Annotated in this window: 23 protein-coding genes; all 23 read right to left on the bottom strand. The window is 66.5% G+C overall.

The window, feature by feature from the left end:
* Positions 1-3: 3 nt before the first annotated feature.
* The 23 genes from J2N69_RS16220 to J2N69_RS16110 all read right to left on the bottom strand — a co-directional run bounded on the left by J2N69_RS16220 (position 4) and on the right by J2N69_RS16110 (position 22,181).
* The gene (locus J2N69_RS16220) at positions 4-1,002 is read right to left on the bottom strand and encodes a peptidoglycan-binding protein (protein WP_230901421.1); all 999 of its coding nucleotides are present in this window, start codon (positions 1,000-1,002) and stop codon (positions 4-6) included.
* A gap of 67 nt (positions 1,003-1,069) precedes the next feature.
* Positions 1,070-1,360, bottom strand: a complete 291-nt coding sequence (locus J2N69_RS16215) for a hypothetical protein (protein WP_230901420.1) — start codon at positions 1,358-1,360, stop codon at positions 1,070-1,072.
* Positions 1,361-1,373: 13 nt separating this feature from the next.
* On the bottom strand, positions 1,374-2,006 hold the full coding sequence (locus tag J2N69_RS16210) for a hypothetical protein (RefSeq protein WP_230901419.1): 633 nt from the start codon (positions 2,004-2,006) through the stop codon (positions 1,374-1,376).
* The gene (locus J2N69_RS16205; RefSeq protein ID WP_230901418.1) at positions 2,003-2,647 is read right to left on the bottom strand and encodes a hypothetical protein; all 645 of its coding nucleotides are present in this window, start codon (positions 2,645-2,647) and stop codon (positions 2,003-2,005) included. The genes J2N69_RS16210 and J2N69_RS16205 overlap by 4 nt, the downstream gene beginning before the upstream one ends.
* On the bottom strand, positions 2,647-3,216 hold the full coding sequence (locus J2N69_RS16200) for a hypothetical protein (protein ID WP_230901417.1): 570 nt from the start codon (positions 3,214-3,216) through the stop codon (positions 2,647-2,649). The genes J2N69_RS16205 and J2N69_RS16200 overlap by 1 nt, the downstream gene beginning before the upstream one ends.
* 7 nt (positions 3,217-3,223) lie before the next feature.
* The gene (locus tag J2N69_RS16195; RefSeq protein ID WP_230901416.1) at positions 3,224-4,054 is read right to left on the bottom strand and encodes a hypothetical protein; all 831 of its coding nucleotides are present in this window, start codon (positions 4,052-4,054) and stop codon (positions 3,224-3,226) included.
* Complete coding sequence (locus J2N69_RS16190; protein WP_230901415.1) at positions 4,044-4,838, bottom strand: hypothetical protein; 795 nt, start codon at positions 4,836-4,838, stop codon at positions 4,044-4,046. The genes J2N69_RS16195 and J2N69_RS16190 overlap by 11 nt, the downstream gene beginning before the upstream one ends.
* Before the next feature lie 15 nt (positions 4,839-4,853).
* Positions 4,854-5,918 carry a hypothetical protein gene (locus J2N69_RS16185; RefSeq protein WP_230901414.1) on the bottom strand — a complete coding sequence of 355 codons (1,065 nt, stop codon included), beginning with the start codon at positions 5,916-5,918 and terminating at the stop codon, positions 4,854-4,856.
* Positions 5,918-7,420, bottom strand: a complete 1,503-nt coding sequence (locus J2N69_RS16180; RefSeq protein WP_230901413.1) for a siphovirus ReqiPepy6 Gp37-like family protein — start codon at positions 7,418-7,420, stop codon at positions 5,918-5,920. Before J2N69_RS16180 ends, J2N69_RS16185 begins: the two co-directional genes overlap by 1 nt.
* A gap of 8 nt (positions 7,421-7,428) precedes the next feature.
* Positions 7,429-8,247, bottom strand: coding sequence for a phage tail family protein (locus J2N69_RS16175; RefSeq protein ID WP_230901412.1), 819 nt, complete (start codon positions 8,245-8,247; stop codon positions 7,429-7,431).
* 188 nt (positions 8,248-8,435) lie between these two features.
* Positions 8,436-14,261, bottom strand: coding sequence for a CHAP domain-containing protein (locus J2N69_RS16170; RefSeq protein WP_230901411.1), 5,826 nt, complete (start codon positions 14,259-14,261; stop codon positions 8,436-8,438).
* 9 nt (positions 14,262-14,270) lie between these two features.
* Entirely contained in the window at positions 14,271-14,645 is a 375-nt protein-coding gene (locus tag J2N69_RS16165) for a hypothetical protein (RefSeq protein WP_230901410.1), read from the bottom strand.
* Between the two features lie 38 nt (positions 14,646-14,683).
* Positions 14,684-14,965 carry a hypothetical protein gene (locus J2N69_RS16160; RefSeq protein ID WP_230901409.1) on the bottom strand — a complete coding sequence of 94 codons (282 nt, stop codon included), beginning with the start codon at positions 14,963-14,965 and terminating at the stop codon, positions 14,684-14,686.
* A gap of 117 nt (positions 14,966-15,082) precedes the next feature.
* The gene (locus tag J2N69_RS16155; RefSeq protein ID WP_230901408.1) at positions 15,083-15,985 is read right to left on the bottom strand and encodes a phage tail tube protein; all 903 of its coding nucleotides are present in this window, start codon (positions 15,983-15,985) and stop codon (positions 15,083-15,085) included.
* 108 nt (positions 15,986-16,093) lie between these two features.
* Complete coding sequence (locus tag J2N69_RS16150; RefSeq protein ID WP_230901407.1) at positions 16,094-16,441, bottom strand: hypothetical protein; 348 nt, start codon at positions 16,439-16,441, stop codon at positions 16,094-16,096.
* A gap of 3 nt (positions 16,442-16,444) precedes the next feature.
* Entirely contained in the window at positions 16,445-16,831 is a 387-nt protein-coding gene (locus J2N69_RS16145; RefSeq protein ID WP_230901406.1) for a hypothetical protein, read from the bottom strand.
* Positions 16,828-17,175, bottom strand: a complete 348-nt coding sequence (locus tag J2N69_RS16140) for a hypothetical protein (protein WP_230901405.1) — start codon at positions 17,173-17,175, stop codon at positions 16,828-16,830. Before J2N69_RS16140 ends, J2N69_RS16145 begins: the two co-directional genes overlap by 4 nt.
* On the bottom strand, positions 17,175-17,501 hold the full coding sequence (locus tag J2N69_RS16135) for a hypothetical protein (protein WP_230901404.1): 327 nt from the start codon (positions 17,499-17,501) through the stop codon (positions 17,175-17,177). The genes J2N69_RS16140 and J2N69_RS16135 overlap by 1 nt, the downstream gene beginning before the upstream one ends.
* The gene (locus tag J2N69_RS16130) at positions 17,485-17,841 is read right to left on the bottom strand and encodes a hypothetical protein (RefSeq protein WP_230901403.1); all 357 of its coding nucleotides are present in this window, start codon (positions 17,839-17,841) and stop codon (positions 17,485-17,487) included. Before J2N69_RS16130 ends, J2N69_RS16135 begins: the two co-directional genes overlap by 17 nt.
* Positions 17,842-17,845: 4 nt before the next feature.
* The gene (locus J2N69_RS16125; RefSeq protein ID WP_230901402.1) at positions 17,846-18,889 is read right to left on the bottom strand and encodes a hypothetical protein; all 1,044 of its coding nucleotides are present in this window, start codon (positions 18,887-18,889) and stop codon (positions 17,846-17,848) included.
* 183 nt (positions 18,890-19,072) lie between these two features.
* Positions 19,073-19,618 (bottom strand): hypothetical protein, encoded by a 546-nt coding sequence (locus tag J2N69_RS16120; RefSeq protein WP_230901401.1) that lies wholly within the window; start codon positions 19,616-19,618, stop codon positions 19,073-19,075.
* Between the two features lie 72 nt (positions 19,619-19,690).
* Entirely contained in the window at positions 19,691-21,178 is a 1,488-nt protein-coding gene (locus J2N69_RS16115; protein ID WP_230901400.1) for a phage portal protein, read from the bottom strand.
* A gap of 28 nt (positions 21,179-21,206) precedes the next feature.
* A complete protein-coding gene (locus tag J2N69_RS16110) occupies positions 21,207-22,181 on the bottom strand; it encodes a terminase TerL endonuclease subunit (protein ID WP_230901399.1) in 975 nt (324 codons plus the stop codon).
* Positions 22,182-22,189 lie beyond the last annotated feature (8 nt).

The raw sequence follows: 22,189 nt of genomic DNA, 5'->3' as shown, positions 1-22,189 counted from the left end.
TCATTACTTCATGAGGCGGGCCCAGGTCACCGGGCCGGGGTAGCCATCAGCTGAGGACCCGGACCAGCCCTGCGCCCGCTGGAAGGCGCGCACCGCGTTGCGGTCTGCGTTCGTCCAGCGCGGGCCGGGGCCGATCGCGTAGAAGCGCCCGTAGCCCTTGCGCACCAGGGCCTCGCCGAGCTGCGTGACGTGCTCGTTCACCTGGCCCGGCTTGAACTTCGCGGCGCCGGGAAACGAGGGGACCTTCGGCTGCGGCTTGGGCGCCGGCTTGGCCGGTGTCTTGTCCGGCACGGTGACCTTGTCACCGGGGTGGATCACGTTCGGGTTCTTGATCTGCGGGTTCAGCCCGATCACGGTCGCGAGGGACACGCCGGCCGCCGCAGCGATCGTGGCCAGGGACTGGCCGGCCTTCACGATCACCTGCTTGCCACGCGACGGCTTTGTGGGGGTCGTGCCGGTCACCGGCCCGGAGGCCGCGGCCCGGTAGGTGAAGCCCGCCCGGCCCTTCTTCGAGGGGTCCGCGGTGACGATGCCCTCGGCGTACGAGGGCAGTCCGTACCCGTGGACGTAGGCGTCCCGACGACGGCGCTGCCGCTTCATCACGCCGTTGCCGTTGGCGTCGTTGGTGGTCGAGGTGTTGCCCTCGTAGGTGTAGATGTACGTCTCGTCGTACGCGTAGCAGATGCCGGTGTGCGTGCTGCCGCTCGCGCCGTAGATCACCTGCGCGCCCACGGCCGGGTAGGCGCTCCACCGGCCGCGCTGCTTGAACCAGCTCATCGCGGTCCAGACGCTCGCGGTGCGGGGGAAGAGGTTGGCCACGCCAGCCTTCATCGCGACCCACGAGACCCACGTCGCGCACCACGGCTGGTACTGCGACCACTCCAGGCCGGGGACCTGGGGGCTGTACTTCTGGTGGCCGGACGGGCGCTCGCCCGGAGCGCGCTCGGCGCGGTAGCCGACCTCACCCTTCGCGACGGACAGAACCTTGGAAACCTGACTCATGCTGTGCCCCCTTTCGGGCATGAAAAAAGGCCCCTCGGAGGGGGCCGCATCGTTTGTGGAGCCGGTACTACTCGGTCGTGCGGGGCGCAGGCTCGACGGCGGTCGTGTGCGGTTCGATGCCGTTCTGGCGGAGCTGCCACGCGTAGTCCGCGCTCATGTGGCGGTAGTACTCGACGAGCGCCTGGAGTTCGTGGACCGAGTCCTGGAGTGCGCCTCGCCAGCGGGCGAGGTCTTCGATGTGCTCGCGTCGGGCGGTGTCGAACGCGTCCTTGCGCTCGAACCAGAGCTTGAAGAACGCGACCAGGGAGGCGGCGCCGCCGGTGCCGAACAGCAGGCTGAGGACCTGGAAAGTGTCCATGGGTACCCCCCTTCTAATGTGATCCGATCCACCGGATTTCTGCGAAAGATCCCCACTTGTACTGAGCGGTTACGTCCTCGCGAGCCCAGCCGAAAACGGAGGCGGTCAACGCTCGGGCGGCGAACTGGACCTTGTCGCCCGCGCGCAGCTTCACGGTGGTCGTGTGGCCGCCGCAGAGCGTGTAGCCGGTCGACTGCGGCGGTGAGAAGGCGTCGACCGCCGCGTCCACGATCGCCTGGCCCGTGCCGGCCTTGGGGTTGACGCCGATGCCCACCCACATGCCGTGTCGGCCGTCCTGGAGTTCCGTGTTCGTGTTCCAGGCGCCGTTCAGCGTGATCCGGTACCGGCCGTCGATAGGGGCGACGAGCTGCCAGGCGGTGTCCTTCTGCATGGTCCAGTCGGCCTTGAACCGGGGCACCATGCCGGTCCAGGTCTCGTACGAGTAGGCCCCGGTGCTCGCGTCGCCGATCGGGTAGAACGGGAGCACGGAGTATCCGGTGCCGGGCATGTCCGAGCGGGACATGCCCACCACGCGGGCTGCGGGCGGGTTCTGGAGGAACCGGTGCACGTCGCTCACGCGCTTGTTCATCTTCGTGGCGTCGTCCAGCTCGCGGGGAGTCCAGGACTCGATGGCGGGAATGCTCACGGGTACCTCCCCACCCAGCGCAGTTCGAGGAACGAGCGGTTCGGCATGTCGGCTCGTCCGAGGATGAAGTCCTTGTCCGCGACGCCCCCGGCCGACACGGTCTCGCCGGCCTTGAGCTGGATCGTGGTGTGGATGGAGGCGTCGTAGCGGCTGGCGTACGAGGCGTGCTGCACGGCGCCGGGGCAGTGCGAGGCGAACGGGGCGTAGCCCGAGGTCCAGTCGCCGTCCACGAGCTGGTTGCGGCCGAGGCGGAAGTGGACGTTGTTCGGCTGGCCGTTGGTCTCGATGATCCCGCCGAAGGTCACGGAGTAAAGGCCGTCCTCGGGGGCCGTGAGGCGCCACAGGACGCTTCCCGTGGGTTTGATCATCGCGCCGCCGGTCGTGTCGTACTCCTCGGTGGGGCGCGGGCCCTTGCCCGGCTCGTACATGGGGATGGTGGTCCACTTGTTGAACGGGAGCCACTTGCCCCGGTCGACTGCGTCCGCCGGGTTGGAGTTGGAGTGGGTGCCGCGCTGCCGGAACGAGACCCGGCAGGCCGGCGGGTTGTAGAGGAACTTGTGCACGTCGCGCAGGTACCTGTTCATCGTCTCCGCGGTGACGACCTCGCGCTGACGCCAGATGTGGACGAGAGGGGTTGCCATCAGGGCATCACTCCTATCCACCGAAGTTCGAGGTGCGAGATCATCTGTGCGTACGCGCCTTCGCCGACGTACGCGGCGGCGTCTGCGTTGAAGGCCATGGCGATGTACTCGCCTGCCTTGAGCGGGATGGTTGTGCTTCCTGCGCCGACCTTCTCGCCAGCGGTGGCGCGGCCGTGGCCGAAGCGCAGGAACCCTGTCGCGCCGATGGTGCCCCCGGTGCTCGCGTTCTTGTTGACCGAGCCCACGACGTACGGCAGGGAGCCGGATACGGCCCGGATGATGAGCCCGGCGGACACCTCGTAGAGGCCGTCGATGGGAGCGTGGATCTTGGTCTGCTCCTTCGACATGAGGCCGCCCGTGGTGTCGTAGGAGTGGCCGGCGCCGTACCCGCTGCCGGGCCGTTCGAGCTTCACGACGTGCCAGCCGGGGGCTAGCTGCTCGCTGCCTGCGTTGGCCATGGTGCGGCGGCAGGCCGGCGGTTCGAGGAAGCCCTTCAGGGCGTCGCTGACGTACTTCTTCATGTCGGCCGGGGCGATCAGCTCCCCGTTGGCCCAGGTCTTGATGTCCACCAAGTGATCACCCCAGTACGGTCGTTGTGCCGAGCTTCGACGCGATGGCGTCGCCCAGGACCCACGTCGGCTTTCCGTCGCTGGCACCGGGGATCTGAATGGTCACGCAGGCCGCGGAGTCCACGGTCGTGTCGAGGACGACTTCGCCTGCCGAGCTGCCGGTGCCGGGCGTGTCAGACGCCACGAGGCTGATGTGCAGGGAGCCGAACTTGCCGAGCATGTGGCTGCGGTAGATGACGCCTTCCGGCAGGGAGTAGCCGGTCAGGTTGGTCGACTCCGTCAGAACCAGGAACACGGACGTGAAGCCCACCGGCGAGTTCAGCGGTACGCGGTTCACGCCGCTGTACTGCTTGATCTCCTTGATCGGGGCGATCGGTGTGCTCGACAGGTCGCCGCCCCGGTAGGCGAGGTTCATCGCGGTCGAGTTGGTCGTGCCGCGCACGTCCCAGACGACGTTGCCGCCGCGGCCGTCGTACGGCCAGACGACGACGCTGAGCCAGTTGCCCGAGCTGAGCTGGTGGCTCTGGGCGACGAATCCGCCGGGGGAGACGAGCTGGGGCCTGGCCCCGCTCGACGCGCAGATGGAGACGACGAAGTCCAGGACGCGGGCTTCCTTGGGGACCGGAAGGTCGACGTAGTCCCTCACGCCGTACAGGCCGGAGATCGAGCCAACGTGGGCCGGGTAGGGGAGGGGGTCCGGGGCGCGGTACCTCCAGGTGTCGCCGTCCCAGAACCGAGCCCACAGGAGTTGGTCGGCCCAGGCTCCGGCGTAGAAGTGGAGCTTGCCCTGCACCCAGCTCGTTCCATCCCAGACCAGGACGCGGTTGTCAGGCTCCATATTCCACCCACACATCTCCGATCCGCGGGTTCGCGGGGGCGGTCGGGCCCGAGAAGAGCCGGGCCCCTCCGATGTTCGGTGCGGAGACGGCGCCGTTGGCTTCGACACGGCCGTCCGCGCGCACCCGGAACACGACGGGGTCAGTGCCCGCGCGGCCACGGGACACCGCGACAGCAGTGCCGTTGTCGCTGACGCCCTCGTACTGGCCGATGTGGACGGGGACGTGGCTGCCCACCGGGTCCACGTACAGGGCACCGCTGTTCTTGATGCGGGTGAACTCCTGGTGACCGGCCGGGGACTTGCCCTCGGTTTCGAGCTTGAAGACGTTGCCCGCGGTGTCGCCGACGTAGTTGACCACGTCGGGGACCTTGAAGCCGGTCCACGTGGTGCCCTTCTCGCAGTTGATCCGGGCGCCACGGCGGGGGATGTAGTCGGTCAGGCGGTCGTCGGTGTACGCCTTCGAGTTGTGGGGGTCGAGCTGTTCGAGGTGGCTCTTGAAGCGCTCGCCCACGCTGTTGGAGGTGAGCTTCATCCGGCCCACGCCGAAGTCCACCCACAGGGCCTCGCGGCCGTCTGCCGGTCCCCAGAACAGGGGGATGACGCCGCGCTCGTCGGCCACGAGCTGGACGATCGGAGTGCCGTTGATGTCGACCAGGTCGGTCACCTGCGCGGCGGTGTCCTCCTTGCTGTCCCAGACGAGGCCCACGGCGCCCGGCACACGGACGCCGGCGTCGTTCTCGGCAACGTCGGCCGGAGTTCCACCGAAGAGATTGCGGTCAGCCATGGTGGCTCCTTTCGACTAGAGGGAGGCGGCCTCGTAAACGCCGGAAAAGATGATCGAGGACTTTCGGGGAAAGGTCAGCAGGTAATTCAGTCCCTCGGTGAGCTTCTTCGGATCGGGGTACAGGATCTTCACTACGTCGGTCTTGTTGCTCATGTACGACATGCCCTTGAGGTCCACGTAGTTCGGCAGTCCGCCGTTGTACCCGCTGTTCAGCATGTAGCCGTTGAATGCCTGCCCGATGTTCGGCGAGGGGTTCACGGGGAGTGTGAAGGAGATCGGGCCTGAACCGGACTGCTTGATGTCCGTGTTCGTGGTGTTGTTGATGTCGATCGCGAAGAACACGGTGTTGGGCGCGATCCAGCGCCATATCCCCCGGTAGAGGATTCCGGAAGGCAGCTTGCCGGTGTTGACGATCTTCGGGGTGTACGTGCGGGCCTTGCCGAGGTGCCGGGTGATCATGTAGCCGTCCCGGCCGTTGAACGCCTCGAACTGCGTGTCGTTGTTGTTGCTGTCCAGGTCGTACAGGAAGGTGCCCTGCGGCTGGAACTGGGCTGTCTGAGGGGCGTTCCACGGCGTGCTGATCGAGGTGGGCACGTCGTACGGCGCGCAGTTGGTCAGGATGATCGCGCCGTCCTTGGCGGGCACGGTCACCTCGTGCAGAACCATCTCCCACCGCTGGCCGGCGATGCGCTGCGGGCGCGGGGCAATCGGCGCCTTCGACGGCTGGCCCTTGACGACGGCGAGGTTCGCCGAGCCCTTGGCCATGTCGACCCGGACGACGATGGTGTCCTTGCGGGGGTTCTCCGTGGGGTTGGCCTCGATGTCCAACGTGAGGATGGCGTCGAGTTCGTAGTAGAAGCCGCCGACCCAGGCCGCGCCGGGCTTCAGCTCGATGGTCCGGCCGTTGACCACCCTGGTGGAGAAGGGCAGGTTCGTCGAACTGTAGGAGCTGTTCACGAGCTGGAAGTCGACGCGGTCGCCGCCCCACATCTTCGCCATGTCCTGCCAGTCGAGCTGGGAAACGGCTGCCTGGCCACCGCTCGAATTCGCCTGACCGAAGGGGAAACTCTTTTCTGCCATTACATCCTCGATTCCAGCTTGCGCAGCTTCGCTTTCATGTCCCAGACGGTCTTGTAAAGGTTCAGCGGCTCGCCGGTACCTTGGTTTCCGATCTTCGGCGTCACATCCAGAACGCGACCTCCGTCCTCGACGGAGATATTTACTTCCTTGACGACATCCGTGTATTCCGTACCGTCCACGGCGATCGTGACGATGTCACCCACGAAGTAATCCCGGCCGAACTTCGTCTGTTCGGTGTCGATGGGGTAAATCTGGAAGTGGCCGGACTTCTCGCCTTCCTTAAGGGCGTTCGTCGCAGCCTCCTCGATGGCCTTCACGTAGTGGGCGACGGCGGTCGGCTTCGCGGCGGCGATGGCTGCCACGAGGGCGAACTTCGCTTGTGCCTGGTTGGCCTTGGCCTGGGCGAGGCGGGTGGCGGCGGCCTGCTTCTCCGCGTCGGTCTTGGCGTCGGCCGCTGCCTTCTCGGCTGCTTCGACGGCCTTGTCCGCAGCCACCAGGGCGGCGCGCTTGGCGGTCAGGTCAGGAGTCCACTCGTGGCCATCCGGGTTGAGTCCGATGTCCTCCAGGCCGGTGGAGGAGTCGACCTTCGTGACCAGCTCGGGCTTGCCGTCCTTGCCGGTCTTCAGGGGGATGTCCCGGCGATCGACGAGCGTTTCGCGCTTGACGCCCCACTGCTGCTCGCCCTCGGTGTCGATCTTCTGCCACAGGTAGCGTTCGGCGCCTTCGCCCTGGCAGGCGACGATGGCGCGGGTGACCTCGGGGGCCTTGAGCTGCCAGGTGTACTGCTTGAGGTTCCCCAGCTCGGGAGAGAACCGGATGTCCGCGGAGCGGTCCCGGCACTCGTAGAACTTCATCTCGATCTGCTTGGTCTCGTACGACCAGATGAAGCGGTAGCCGACTCGCTTGTCCTTCAGCCACTCCTCGAACTTCGCGCCGAGGTTGTCGAAGCGGAGCGAGTCAGTGAACGTGGGCCCGATGCCGGGGTTGGTGCCGACGTTGAGGGCGCCGATCTTCCGGTCCGGTAGGCCGCGGGCGCCGAACGCGAGGTCGGCTTCAACCCAGAGGGCCTGCCCCAGCGGGCCGCCGGCGGCCCTGGTGTCCTTCCCCTTGTACTGCTGGTCCACCGGCAGGACCGTCATCTGGTCGGTGCCGGCCCCTGTGACACCGGGGAAGGCGAGGAAGCCGTACGGGAACTGGTTGTCGCACTTCCCGCCCACGAAGACGGACCCCACGTCGGTGTGCTGGTCGGTGGTCCAGTACCTCTCGAACGCGTCGATCTGCCCGCTGAAGACAGGCTCGGGGACGCCGTCCTGGTAGATCACGACGCCCCGGCCCTGGGTGAGCAGGCCCTCTTGGTACGTGCCGCTCTTTACGAGGAGCTGCCAGGTTCCGGGCTGATTGAAACGGACCGTGAAATCGAGCTTGATCCACGTATCGATTTCTCCCAGTATTCGACGTTCGCCGTTATAGACACCGCCTCTCACCAGAATTCGGTATCCCATGCGGCCTCCTAGTAACACTTAAAGCGAGGCTTGAAAGACAACCTCAATGAAGAAGCCCCCGAACCGGGGGCCATTTCGACGGATATGGAGGACCATCCAGCGGGGATGGGCCAAAGCTGTGGATTGGGGGCGAGGCTCGACCAGTAGTTCTTGCCCTGGTTGTCGCGGAGCGTCTTGTAGCCGGGCCGCGTGTCGACGGTGAGCGTCCGTCCTGCTGCCACCACGTCGGCGCCGGAGGCGGGGATCTCGAACGAGCGGCCCGCGAAGGAGAACTTGAACCCGCGGACGGGCCCGGTCAGTTCCCAGATCGGCCAAGCGTCGACATCGCCTGGGTTGTAGACGGACAGGTCCGGGGTAGAGACCAAGCCCTTCTCCAGGTGCAGGGGGAGGAAGGAGCCGTCCTGGGTGGTCAGGAACGATGCGCCCTGGCCGAACTTCCACTCAGCGACCTGCATCTGGTCCGAGTAGAACCAGGGGTCGAAGGCCGTGAGCTGGATGCCGAAGCGGGACCAGCGGAAGCCGGCCTGGTCCTCGCCTTCGTCGCCTTCGAGGCCGCCCTTGTAGTACGCGCGCAGGTAGCGGGGCTGGGAGTCCCCCTCCATGAACTTCAGTACGCAGTACCCGTTGAGCGGATCGAGAGCGTCTGTGAGCTGCCGCTTCAGCCGCAGCAGTGTGCGGCGGTCGATGCCGTGGATGTAGACCGGGATCATCACCTCGCGCTGCGCGTACCGGGCCGAGCGGTAGATCGAGCCGTGCAGGTTCGGGCTCGCGTCCGCGTGCAGCTCGACCGGGGGCATGTCGAGGCCCTGGGCGCCGGACTGGATCATGATGGCGGGCCAGTCCTTGCCCTGTGACCCGGTGAGGGGGATTTCTTCCCCCTCACCGTTGGAGCCACGGATCGAGACGTAGGTGTATCCCCATTCCGCTGGAACAGGTGGCTGGGGCCGAGGAAGACTCGGCTTCTCCTGGACCTGATTCTCTGTTGCTGGAATAGGCATGGGGACCTACCTCTCGATTAGAAGCCGGCCATCACCTCCGCCGTGCGCATGGCACGGAGTACGGCAGCGGTTGTGTCCTCGGACTTGGCCTCGTGAATGTGGATCTCGTAACGTCGGCCGGCGACCATTTCCTCGGTGCGGCGGGCGTTGTAGACCCGCTCACCGCCGCGGAAATTCACCAACTCGGGGCCGTGCTCACCGACCATCGCCAGGCCGGCGGTCGCCGACTTGGTCCCGGTCCAGTAGCCCTTGGTGCCGGACAGAGCCCGGCGCCACCCGGAGCCGTACCGGTCGATCGCGTAGGAGAGGCCCGCGTAGACGCTCGCGAGCGGATCGAACTGGCCCAGGCTGCGGTAGGGGCCCGCGTACCTGTCGAACGTCGGCTTGATCACCTGGAGCAGGCCCTTGGAGGGCATACCGGCTGCGGCGTTCGAGTCCCAGTTGTTCACCGCGTGCGGGTCACCGCCGGACTCGACACCGATCCGGCGCAGGACCAGGCCCACGTCGGACAGCGAGATGCCGCCCTTGCCGTTCAGCTCCCGGATGACCCGCTCGACGAGCGGTCGCCATCGGTTGACCGAGTTGCCCGCAGGCATGTCGTAGTCACCGACACCCTCGGACAAGGCGGCCAGTGAACCCGGCCACGGGTTCAGGACGGGGCCCTTGCCGGTACCCGGTGCTCCGCCACGAGGGCGGAGTGCGCCATCGGCGCGGTCGCCGTACCCGAGCTGGCGGCGGATGCTGCGGGACTCGTTACCGCCCACGGTCTCCAGGGACTTGCCCTGCTTGCCGGTGGCGATGTTGATGTGCCCCCAGGCACCGGGGCCGTAGCCCTTGTAGACCATGAGGTCACCGGGGCGGGCCTGGCCGGTCGGGACGCGGCTCATCTTCGACACCCACGTGGCCACCGCGGGCCAGCGGTGCTGCGGCGTGCCCTTCGGCGAACCGCCGTAGGCCGCGTTCGCGCCCGCGTGGTCGACGATCCACGAGACGAAGTCGGCACACCACGACTCGTAGGCCGAGCTGCCGATGTACTTCCGGCCGGACATGTCGCCGGCCTTCGCCTCCTGGAGGGCGAGCTTGACGACCTGGCCGCCACCGCCGCCCGTGTGGTCGTCGGCCCACTTGCCCCACTTCGCGAGCCACGGTTCAGCCTTGCCGAACGCTCCCGCGTTGAGCTTGCCGGCCGTGCCGAACTCCGACGCGATGGCCTTCAGGCCCGGCTCGACAACCGCGTCCCAGCCCTTGTGGACGGCTTCCTCGTACCCGTCGTACGGGTCGTCCTTGTGCTTGCGCACCCAGGACCCGCCGTCGCCGACGACACCGCCGTTGGCGAAGAGGTTGCCGCCGCGTCGGGCCTGCTCGTTCCAGTGGAGGATCGTTTCCTTGCCGAGGGCGCGTACGACCTCGGGGCGGAGGATGCCTTCACCGGGGGACAGAACCGCGGGCACCTTGTCGACGCCCGGCAGGTAGCCGGGGACGACACCACCAGTGTTGAACTTCACCGGAGACAACGGGGAGTTGGTCCCGGCGAGCTTCGCCATGGAGCCGATCATGCCGACCGCGCCCTTGTTGTACGGGCCGGAGACCGTGGTCCTGGTGGAGCTGTCCACGTAGGTCATGGCGGAGCGCCAGACCTCGCGGATACGGCTGCTGGCCTGCTCGAAGAAGCGCTTCGTCTGATCGACCCCCGTACGGAGGCGACCGAACGAACCGAGCGTGTTCGAGGTCGACGAGGAGACCTCGCGGCTCACGTCAGCCCAGACGCTCTGGTTCGACGACCGGAAGGTCCGCTCCGTGGAGGTCAGCTGACCCAGGTGGCTGATCCACCGGTTCTGGGCGGGCTTGACCTGTCCGTCCACAGCCTGTGCAACTTTGGAGCCGATGTCGGTCCACGAGCCGGCCGAAGCCGTCTGGTGTGCCTTCACCGCTTCCGTCATGGAAGCAAGGGCCGCTTCGATCCGCTTGGCCGCCGCCTCGAACGCGGCGGCGTCCGGCACCGGGGTCACGGCCTGGTCGGGCTTGGCGTCGGCCAACTTCCCGGCCTTCGCGTCCGCGTTGAGGCCGAGGACGGTCCGGTACCCGAGGGCCCGGACGGCATCCGGTCGAAGCACAGCCTCACCGGGGGCGAGGAGCGCGTGGACGCGGTCGTTGCCCGGCGCGTAGCCGGGGACGATCCCGCCGTTGGCGAACTTGAACAGTCCCTCCGTGTTCGGCAGGTTCTCCTTGGCCTGCTCGTAGAAGGCGTCCCAGACTTCGCGGGCGTACTCCGAGGGGTTGCCCAGGATCTTGCCCAGGGTGCCGATCATGGAGTTCACGGAGTCGATCACGCCGTCGAACAGGTCCGTGAAGGTCGAGATCGCCTCGTCCAGCACGCCGGCCGGGTCGCTGATCAGGTCCTTGGCCAGGGAGCCGAGGCCCTTTGCCATGTCCGCGACACCGCCGAAGAGATCCTTGATCATCTCCAGCAGGTTCGACGGGCTGAGCAGGTCACTGGTGAACTTCGCTCCGCGCTGGAGGATGTTCCCCTCGCCCTTCCAGATGTCCCGCCAGAAGAGATCACCGGCTGTCGGAGCGATGGCACCGGCCGCCAGGCCGATGACGTTGCCGATGCCGGTCGGCGTGGCCTTCAGGAAGTCCGGCAGCCGCTCGAACATGAAGGACCGCATGTTCGCGAAGCGGTTGTTCGCCGCCCGACCGGAGCTGTCGCCACCGGCACGCGCGCCCCATGCACGAACGTTTCTGCCCGTAGAGCCGCCGATCTTCGACCCGGCCGCAGCCATGTCGATGCCGCCGCTGAACGCGTTGAACGCGGGCGCGAAGTTGATCGAGTCGGTCAGCTCACCGAGGATGCTGAACGGCCAGCGCCCCTTGCCCTTGGCGACGCCGCCCTTCGCGAACCGCGAGAGGTGGCCACGGGCCGCCGCGGCGTTCCACGCGTTGATCGTCCCTTCGCCCAGGCGGGCCGTGACCTCCGGACGGAGGATCGCTTCACCGGGGCTGAGGATCGCGGGGATGGAGTCGACGCCGGGCGCGTAGCCCGGCAGGACACCACCCATCGCGTGCTTGCTCGGCTTGCGGTTCTTGCCCTTGCCGTCGCCGCCACCGCCGAAGCCGGTGAGCGTGTTGACCTCACCGACGTTCTTCTTCAGCGAATCGGCCTCGTCGGAGGCACCCTTCAGGGCGGACTTGAGGTTGTTGACCGAGGTGGTCGTCGAGGTGACCCGCTTCTTGCCAAGCGTGTCCATCCGGCTGTTCGCCGTCGACAGCTTGCCGGCCACGGCGTCGACTGCGGAGTGCAGCGACGAGCCGCCGCCCTTGAAGCGATCACGCAGGGCCTTCAGCGGCTTGCCGTTCAGCGTGGTCATCCGGTCGATGACCGCCTGCACGGCGGAGCGCACGGAGGTGACCTTGGGCTTCGTCCAGTCGAACTCCTGGCGCAGGGCCTTCAGGCCCCTGCCGTTCAGCGCGGTCACCGCGGAGGAGACATCCTTCACCCGGTGCTGCGCCGTCTCCGCCTTCTGGGACAGGAACTCGACCTGCTGGCGGACGCCGCCGGTCGTCTTGCCGTTCAGCTCCTGGACGCGGTTGGCGGCCTGCTGGATGTGCTGCGCGGCGTCGCGGGCCGCGCTCGCCATGCTGCGGCCACCGGCCGTACCACCGAGGGCGTTGATCGCGGGATCGATCGAGACCCGGTTGACCGACTGGAGCCGGTCCTTGAGTTCCTTGATCCGGTCGTCGAGCTGGCGGACGTTGCGCTGGGCCTGCTCGGTGCGCACCTCGACCTCGTCGGCCCGGCTGTCTCGACCGCGTACGCGATCGAGGACGCGACGCCCCAGCGAACGGTCGTCACCACCGTGGTAGTCGGCCCGTCGCTGCTGGTACGCCTGACGGAAGTTGCCCCGGCCGGCCGTCACGCCGGCGAGGGTCTGATTCCCCGTACGGGCGAGACCGCGTGCGCCCTTGGCCAGTCCACCGCTGACCTTGACTAGGGGGAGGAAGGACTTGCCGATCTTGCCGAAGACCTTGGTCGCCAGGCCGATGGCCAGGGCCAGCGGGCCCATGAGGGCCGCGATCTTCACGGTGTCGGCGATGATCTCCTTGATCGCCGGGTGCTCGCCGAGGAAGTCGCCGACGTACTCGGCGCCGCTGGTCAGCAGCATCAGGGCGCGAACGAACTGCCGCAGCAGGCCACCGGAAAGCTGCTCGAACTCGTCGGAGTTGAGCATGTCGCCCAGGCGCTTCACCAGGGCGTGGGTCTGCTTGCCCAGCTCCGTCCACTCGAACTCGCCCGTGTCCGGGTTGAAGTCGCCGAACATCCGGCCGAGGTTGAGCTGCGCCTGCTCCTTCACGGAGGCGAGCGCGCCGCCGATGGAACCCGTGCCCAGCTTCTCGGCGGTGCCCTGGACGTTGGTTTCCTTCTCGTAGGCCGCGATGAACTTGTTGAAGAAGTCCTTGGCCTGGACGCCCTTCTTGGGGTCCTGGACATCCTTGAGGAAGTCCTTGCTGCCCTCGTAGCCGGCGATCTGGCCGAGCTTGTTGATCGGGATGCCGGTACCGCGCGAGAACTGCTTGATCGACCTCGTGTTGATCTTGCTGAGGTCCATCATCATGTCGGCCGCGTACATGGCGCCCTTGACCCGCTCGGGGTCGAGCACACCGAAGCTGGCCGCGTAGTCCGCGATGGAGCGGATCATCTTCTCGGACTTATCCAGCGCCTTGGCCGGCCCGTCGCCGTACGACTCGAAGTTCCGGGCAAGCTGCTGGAACTTGTCCGTCATGTCTTCGAGACTGAAGGGGGTGTGGACGGCGAAGTCCTGGATGGACTTGATGCCCGCCGCGACCTGCTTGTTGTCGAAGCCGGCCCGGCCGAGACCAGCCGAGGCGAGGAACTGCATGTCGGCGCTCTGGGTGCCGATCTTCATCATGTAGCCGGACGCCGCCGCGAGCGGCGCCACGAGGTTCATGTTGATGGCACGACCGACCTGTTCCAGGTTCTGGCCGAACGTCTCAGTGTGCTGAGACATGACCTTCCACTGGTCGCTGGCGCTGCGGGTGCTGGTGCGGTGCTCGGACATAAACGTCCGGAGCTGCCGCTGATTGGCGGCGATCGTCGCCGCGTACGCGTCGCGCTGGCTCGTGAGGTCGCGGATCTGGGCGCGGATGGCGTCCCGCTGCGCGGTGGCCGCGGCGCGCTCCTCGGCGGCCCGCTGCCGTACGGCCTCCCGGAGTTCCCGTTCGGCCTGCTTCTGCTGCTGAGCGGCGAGGCGTGCTTCGGCGGCCTGCTCGCGCTTGATCTGGGTGACCTCGCGGGCAAGGGCCCGCTCCTCCACCTTCTCGGCGGCGATCCGGCGCCGCGTCTCCGCTCGGGCCTCTCGCTCCAGGCGGGCCTTCTCCGCCGCCTTCGCGCGTTCCTCGCGCAGCGACTCGGAGATGGCCTGCCGGTTGGCCTTCAGGGTGTCGGAGATGGCCTTGCGGGTCTCCTTGCTGGTGCTCTGCTCAAGCTGGGTGCGCTGCTTGGCCAGGTTCCGGAAGGTGCGGAACTGCCGGCCGGCCTCCTCGCCCGCGAACCGGGTGAGGGACCGTTCGATCTGGCGCAGCTTGTTGGAGGTGTCGACCGCTTCCTTCTCGGTCGCCTTCTTGGCGTCCTTGGCCGCCTTGGCGGTGGCGGAGGCCACGCCCTTGAAGCCCTTGGAGACGGAGGCGGACAGCGAGGTCGCCATCTGCCTGCCCAGCGTCCCCATCTGCGTACGGAGCCGGGCGACGGCTTCCTGATTGAGGTGAGGCTCGATGGATATGTAGCCCGTGCCGACCTTGATAGCACCGCGCTGGCCTACTGCCATGCTGGCCTCCTAGATGTTGCTCATTTGCGCGAAGAAGGAGGACAGCTCGGCACCATCAGCGAAGGCGTATTCAGGCTCCTGCGGCTTCTCCTGCTTTTCCTGGCCCGGCCGTGGGATTGGCTCGGGAGGGGTCAAGTCGTCTGCCTCTTCAGAGTTGGCCTTGATGAAGAGGAAGTTGGATATCTCAGAGGTGTCAGCGACCCGAGCAATAAGGTGGTCGGTGATTGACCACTCTGCGGACTGGTCGACGGCCGCGAGGAATGTGGAACGTCCGGGCTTTTTCAGGAGCGACTGGATGAGCACGTGGACGCGTCGCAGTGAGAGCCGTCCACGGTGCACGTCCAACAGGTCGACTCCGAAGAACTCAAGGAAGTCCGCTTCCAATTCGTCGGAGTAGTCCCGTACAGCGTGGACGACTCGGATCAGTTTCCCGTGTCGCCGAATCCGGCAGCCGCGGAAACCTTCTCGGCGAAGTCCTGGAAGTCGCGGATGGTGGCGCCGGACGCCTTGTATGCGTCCCACTGAGCACCGAGGATCAGCTTGATCGCGTCGATCTCGTCCTCGACCTCCAGGAGGCCCACGGGCAGGTCGAGCGGGGCCGGCACGGTGTACTCGACGCCGTTGTGCTCGAACACGGTGGGCTCGTCGGCGACCTCGGCCTTCTTGGCAGCAGCGGTCTTGCGCGGGGTCTTCGCAGCGGTCATGGCGACTCCAAAAGAAAAAGCCCCCAGGCGGGGGCGGGAGATCAGTGCGGGGTGAGAGAGGGGGGCCGGGGACTTTCGCCCTCCCCGGCAGGGGCTCTAGTGCAGGAACGTTCCTGCTCAGGCAGCGGGCTTGGCGGTGACGGTCAGCGAACCGGCCTGCGCCTCGACACCCGCGACGGCGACCTTCACCGCGTAGGCGCCCGCCGGGGCGTCCTCGGCGACGGCGATGATCGAGGTGACGTTGCCCTGCGCGTCCGTGGTCGCGGAGCCAGCAGTGACCTTGCCGTCCGAGCCGGACGGGCCGGTGATCGTGAAGACGGCCGCCGTGTTCGGGGCGAAGTTCTCACCGGTCAGAGTCACGGTGCCGCCCTGCACGACGCTGTCGCCGGACAGGCGGGCCGCGGCCGGCTCCTGGACGGTGTTGCCCGAGTCGTTCAGGTCGTCGTTGGTCAGCACGTAGCCCAGGCCACCGTTGTAGTCCAGGGCATCGATGGTGAGTTCGTACTTACCGTTCTCGGCGCGCTGGAGCTGGATGGCGCCACGGTCGGAGATCATGGCCCGGCCGATGACGCAGCGGTACTTGGTCTTGCCCTGCGCCCAGTCAACGATGAGAGAAATCTCGGACAGTTCCGGCGTGGACTTCAGGTCCAGGCGGAACAGGCCCGGCGTCTCCTTGGACTCGACCCACTTCGCGCCGAAGAACAGCTCGGTGGTGAGCTTGCTCGTCTCCATCAGGGTCGCCTTGACCTGGAAAGCCGCGCTCTTCACGTTGTACAAGACGGGGACCGCGCTCTGCCATACATTCACCGGGTCGGTCTCGATGGACGGGGTGATGGTGACCCCGCCCTCGTCCACGTAGCCGAGGTTCTTGAATGGGGCACCGAGCGCATCCAGACCGGTCGGGAGAACGGTTCCGGTGCCGGGGGAATCGGAAATCCTCGGGGCCGGTGCGACGAAAAGGGCGCCGTTCGGCGCGAACCGGATCTTCTGTGCGTTGCCGGTCTCAACAGGAGTGGACATAAAGCCTCCAGGGCATAAAAAAAGCCGCCCGAGGGCGGCTTCTGCGGAGCGAGACGACTGTGTTACCGCAATCAACGTTTGCGGGAAAAAAGGGGGGGAGCGGAACTGCTAATCCGTCTCCCACGTGATCGAGTCGATCTCGGGTGTCTTCGGGGGAACGTAGGGGACCGGCGGGGTCCGCACGGGGGCGCTCCACTCGGACTCGGCACCGTCGACCTTGGCGACCTTGGCGCGGACCTCGAACACGTCGCCCTCGTTGAAGGGGCGGCCGTATGCGTCCTGCGTCAGGGTGAAGTCGGTGGCGGGCCAGTCCTGCCCAGTGGTGATCACCTTCACGCGCTCCTCCGGCGGGGTGTCCGGGTGGGCGTTGACGTGCGTGATCTCAAGGACGATCTCGGTGCCGGGAATCCCGACGAAGTTCATCGACTTGAAGTCGAACTTCATGATGCTGGTCATGGCTCACTCCTCGATGTAGGAGACGGCGACCTCGCCGCCGTAGCAGTGCTCGCGCGAGGTGCTGTCCGGCAGGTACTTCGGGGAGTCGATCTCGGCAACGTCGAGCACCAGGACGCCGTTCACGTCGGCTCCGGGCAGCTCTTCGAGGAGGACTTCGCGGACCTCGTACGCAAGGCCGGCGGCCTTCTCGCGGTCGGGGTGGTAGACGGAGTACTCGACATCGGCGCGGTCCGCGCGGTTGCGGACGAGGCGGAACCCGCCGGAGTGCTCCAGGTACACCGTCACGTCTCCGGGGTTGCGTCCGACCAGGTCGCCGGTCACCGCGCCGGGCGGGAGCTTGAGCCGGTCCCGCAGGTGCAAGACGAGGAAGGCGATGGGGTCGCGTCTCATTCGACCCTCGCTCTCAGGAGGGCTTCCTTGAGGTAGCGCCTACCGGGGTGACGGCGGCCGGCGCGGTCGGTCCAGCCGCGCTCCTGGAGCATCGCGTGCCTGACCCGCGGGTGGGTCTCGACGGTGACGTTGCCCCACCAGCCGGTGTGGTCCCGGTTGATGGCCATGCCGATGTTCTTCTGGATCTCGTTGAAGTGGGGCTTCGCCGGGCTGCTGCGGGGAGCGCCCGCGATGGCCAGCTTCATGACATCCGCCGTGTGCTGGGACACGGCCATCTGCATCTCGCCGGACTGGAAGATCGGGCGTTCCCAGCCTCGGTGGATGACGAGCTTGAATGCGGGCATCAGTTCGTGACCCTCCAAGCTCGGGCTCGGACGTGACGAAGCGAGCCGTGGTCCCAGCGCATCGGCTCGCCGTCGACCTCGTACCAGAGGCCCTTGTAGAGAATTCGGTCCGGGGCATCCACGGGGGTGCCCCACGGCAGGTAGACGAGCAGCCGTTCTTGCGCGGTCTCCCGTTCCGGGCTGCGGGTCTCGAAGGACCGGTCCGGTTGCACGTTGGCGAGGCCGGCCCAGACCTTCTTGGCGTTGTCCCAGTCCCGGTGACGGGTGTACGCGCCTTCGGCTATGGGGGCGGCGTGGACCTCGACAGGGTCACTGAAGAACTTCATCCGGCCCCCTGTAGAGGGAGATGGACGCGAGCTTTCGCCGGTAGCGCTTCAGGGAGGCGCGGGCGGCCGGGGAGAGCTGCTGGATGGACGAGGTCGAGCCGAACTGGACCTCGATGTCCCCGACACGCTCGCTGACGATGCCGGGCTGTACGGCGAGCCAGCGGATGACCTCGGAGCACAGCACGGCTCGGATGCCGGGTGCGTCCTCGCGGTATCCGCTGCCGCAGTAGTCCTCGATGAGGGCGGAGGCGTCCTGGATGAACGCCTCCACCCTCGGCTTCTCCGCGTCCTCGAATGTCCTGCCGAGCCTGACCTCGATGTCAGTCACGGTCACGGGCATGGGATCAGGCCGCGGCCTTCGGCTTGGCGGAGAAGACCACGAGCTGTTCGGGGCGGATGACCTTGGCGTCGTAGAAGACCCTGGACTTCACCGCCTGCGTGAACTTCGCCTCCGGCTCGTACTGCTTCATCTCGGCGTGGGGGATGAGGAGGGAGACGGCGTTCGTCGAGCCGAGGATCATGTCGATCCCGGAGGCGTCGGTGTGCGCGTTCTTGGTGAACTTGGCCGTGCTGCGGTTGTGGTTGCCGAGCGTGGTGGTGGAGAACACCGGGATGCCGAGGATCTGCCCGATCTGGCCGGACGGCATGACCGCGCCGCCGCCCCAGTGGGACTGGTCCTTGAACTCCGGGTCGCGCAGCAGCGCGGCCTTCACCTTGGGCGAGATGATCAGGTAGCGGGACTCCGGAGCCTGGTTGATGTCCAGCTCCTGGATCATGTCCACGAGGATGTCGTAGACCTTGTCGGTCAGACGGTCCTCGGCGCCGTTCTCGGTGGCACCCTCGAACTTCTTGATCTTGCCGTGCAGGGTGTTCGCCGCGGGCGTCTGGCCGGCGACGACGCCGTTGTAGTCCCGACCGTCGATGCCGAAGGCGATGGTCTTGGCAATGAGGGAGTCGATGGCGATGGCGGTCTTCCGAGCGCGCTGGGTGACCAGGTTCTCGAAGAGGTTCACACCGTCCTTGGTCTGCCACTGGTGGACGTTGTCCACCTCGATGTGGAACGAGGAGCCCTTCCGGACTCGTACGTCCATGTACTCCAGCGACGCGTGGTCGGCCTGGCCGGCGATCTCGCCGTACGCGGGGACGGGGCCCTTGTCGGTGACCGTGTCGACGAAGTGCGGCACGTGCAGCACGTCACCCTCGCGTCGGAACTCGCCCTCGAAGTTGCGGTTGCAGATCAGCGAGGAGCCGAGGACAAGGCTCTCCTCCAGGTCGTTGATGAGCTGGGCGGTGTACAGCTCAGGAACGAAAACGTTCCCACTGTTCGCCTGGTAACCATCACCGGCGGTCGTATTGAAGCCGTTGGAAAAAACGGGCGCAGAAGTCATAGGCGGTGCTCCAAACAAAAAAGCCGCCCGCAGGCGGCTTTAAGCCGACCGCGTTACCGCGATCAACTTTCGTGCGAAAAAAGAGAGGTCGGACCTCGCCTTCCGGAGGGAGTTGGACTTGCTCTTTTCGGGGGCGGGGGCGGCAGCGTTACCGCAATCAACATTGCAGGGAAAAAAGAGAGATCAGACCTCGCCCCGCTGGAGGGCGTCGAACTTGCCCTCCTTCTTCGCGGCGACGATCTGTGCAGGGGTCATCCGGGCCATGTCCTCGCGGGTGAGCTGCGGGACGCCGGAACCACCCTGGCGGCCGAGACCAAGACCCTGAGCGAACTCGGGCTTATCAACCGGCTTCGGAAGCGACGAGACGAAACCAGCGACGGCTTCACCGTTGACAGTGCCGTCCTCGGTGACGAACGAGCCCACGTTCAGGTACTCCAGCGACGGCAGCTCGACGCCGACCTTGGCGGCCTGGGCGCGAAGCTCTGCTTCCGCGAGGCGGGTACCGAACTCGCCGGCCACTGCCTTGCGGGCCTCCGCGCGGGCGGCCTCAAGGGCCTTCTCCTGCTCGGTGAGCGTCGACTGACGGTAGCCATCAAGCTCCTGGGACACGGTCTTGAACCGGTCCTCGTTCTTGCGGGACATCGCCTTCCACTTCTCGACCTCGGCCTGAAGGGCTGCAACGTCGGGGGTGGAATCGGCTGCGGGCGTCTCGTTCGGAGTCTCAGTCATGTGCAACATCCATTTCGGATAGGGGAAACAAAAGGCCCCCGTTTCGGGGACCGTCAGTAAGGTGATGCGGAATTACACGCCGGCCTTCTCGCGGGCGACGTTACCGCTGTTGCCCTGCGGCGCCTTACCGGCCGCCTTGCGGGCGCTCTTGTCGCCCCCACCAGGCTTGGCTTCCTGGCCGGGCTGAGTCAACGCGGCCTTGTCGGCGCGCGTCATGTACTTGTCGGCCATCTCCATTTCGGTCTTGGCCTCTTCCTCCAACAGGTCCTGGAACCTCTCGATCTGCTGCGGGGTATAACCCGCGTCGAGCCAGAGCTGCTGCTTCGGAACGCTGAGCTGCTGGAGCTTGAGTAGGGAATCAACGTGCTGCGCCTCGGTCCTGTTCTCCGGGTCGCGCCACATGACTTCGGCCTCGAACGCCTCGGCCCGCTCCTTGTCCTTGAGGACGAGGAACGACAACCTCAGCACCTTCTCCCACGCCTCACCGAAGTGCAGCATCCGCTCCCGCGTCTTCGCGATCAGGCCGGCCTCCGCGGAAGTGATGGAGTCACCGGACGGCACCTGGCCGCCCTTCAGCAGGTAATGGAACGGCACCCTCGCGACGCTGGCGAGGTGCATGGTCAGCATGTCCACCAAGTGCACGTAGTTGCTCAAGTCAGCGGCCTCGAACTGGCCGAAGCTCGCGGCGGGGTCCTCGGCCTGGAGGAGCTTGTCCACGGCGACGCGGAACGGCTCGATCGGCCGGCCCCGCTCGTCCTCCTGGATCTCCAGGCCGGTGACGTACCGCTGCGGCCAGGCCGCGTACTCGGACGCCACGAGGGCGTCTGCGGTGACCTTGTTGATCGCGTCCTGGAGGGGGATGATCGGCGCCAGGTCGGACATCGGCTCGCCGATGAGCCGGGTGCGGTTCTGGAGCGGGACGACCGGGACGACCTTGAGGGGGTTCTTCTCGGTCTTGTCGATCTTGTACCCGGACAGGGACGGGCCGCCCGTACAGACCACGTCTTCGAGCCAGAGCGTGCAGTGCTCGCGGCCCCAGTCGTCGACGAAGAACTTCGCCGCGGCCTCCACCTCCCGGCGGCTGCCGGGCTTGAACTGCACGACGACCGTCTCGGCGGACTCAACCGTGATGACCGGGTCACCGTCCTCGTCGGCCCAGACGACGACGTAGGCCGAGCCCTGCGCCATCGCGTCCAGGTGGCCGGAGGCGGACTCAGCGTCGAGGAAGTTCTTCTGCCAGATACGGCGGGCTTCCTGGTCGGCCTGGGGCTCGTCCGTCATGCGGAAGCCCTCGATCGCCAGCCTCTCGTTGACGCTGTCGATCACCAGGCCGCAGAAGTTGTCGCTCCAGCGGTCGAATACGTCGGCGAACTCCGAGCGGTACTTGGACTGGGCGAAGAGCATCTTCTGATGCCGCCCGTCGTAGTACTCGCCGTAGCGGCGGATCTTGCCCTGCTGTACGGCGAGCTTGCCCTTCAGGTAATCCATCCACTCGGCGGGACTCGCGGGCGGCGAACCTATGTTGTCGCCGGGAGTCTTCTGCAACTTGGCAGCAGGCATTCAGGCCCCTTTCTGCGCGGGGCCTTACTCAGAACCCAACTACACGCCTTCGCTTGATCTGCATTCGTCCGTCTGCAATCGCATCGGCGCGGGCCTCGAAAGCGAGGATCGCGCAAACGGCAAGGTCGATCTTTCGTTTCGACCTCGGGGAGTCCTTACAGATGAGGAGTCCCTGCGGGACTTCTCTCGTGACGGCGTTGAGCATGTGCCGGGTAAGGTCCGGATTGCCGTCGTGCTTTACGTCGCCGACCGCGACGGCGGAATGGAGGCGTTCTGTCGCCTCGCACATCCGCATGGGCTTGTTCGTCCAGTACTCGTAGACGTAGTCGTCGCCATAAGTGATGGCCCACCGGCCGATGGCTTCCTGCCAGTACGGCGGATCGCAATACATCCACTCGACGCGGTATGTCTCGAAGGCTCGCTTGACCGCGGCCTCCACGGCGAGAACATCGACTTCCCAGTCAGGCTGTTTCGGATCACGGGGGTTTTCCCACAGGCCAAGGACGAAGAGCTTTCCGTCCCGCAAGCGAGCGCCGACCAACCCTGTGGAGTCTCCTCGGAGGCTTCCATCGAATCCGATGGCTATCTGGTCGCCGGGGAGAATGGGGTCGTCCTCGTCGAGGCAGGCGTCCCATTCCGCCTTGACCAGCCAACCGTCCGCATTCTCCTGGATGTTGTTCAGATAGAAGCGGTACGCGATTGCTGGCGCCGTACGGGGGTCCATGATCGCGGCGACGATGCCGTCCACGTCGACCCAGTGGGAGTCGCCGTAGGCGTCGATCACCGCTTCCCGTACGGCGTCCTCGTCCTTGAGGTCAACGTCCCGGACTGCCTCCCGGCAGTCGTAGAGGAGGCCCTTCGCCCCGTACTCCATCGCGGCCTCATAGGTCCGCTGGGCGATCGAGTTCTCGTTGGGGTTGAACGCGTTGGTGGTCTCGATCAGTCGGGAACCGGCGCCGGCCGTCTTCTGGACGTTGCGGTCCAGGGTTTCCCAGACGTACACACCCTGGT

The sequence above is a fragment of the Streptomyces huasconensis genome, assembly GCF_021028635.1.
Classification (GTDB): Bacteria; Actinomycetota; Actinomycetes; order Streptomycetales; family Streptomycetaceae; genus Streptomyces; species Streptomyces huasconensis.
Note: the sequence above shows the minus strand (reverse complement) of the source record. Positions and strands in the feature narration are given on the sequence as shown.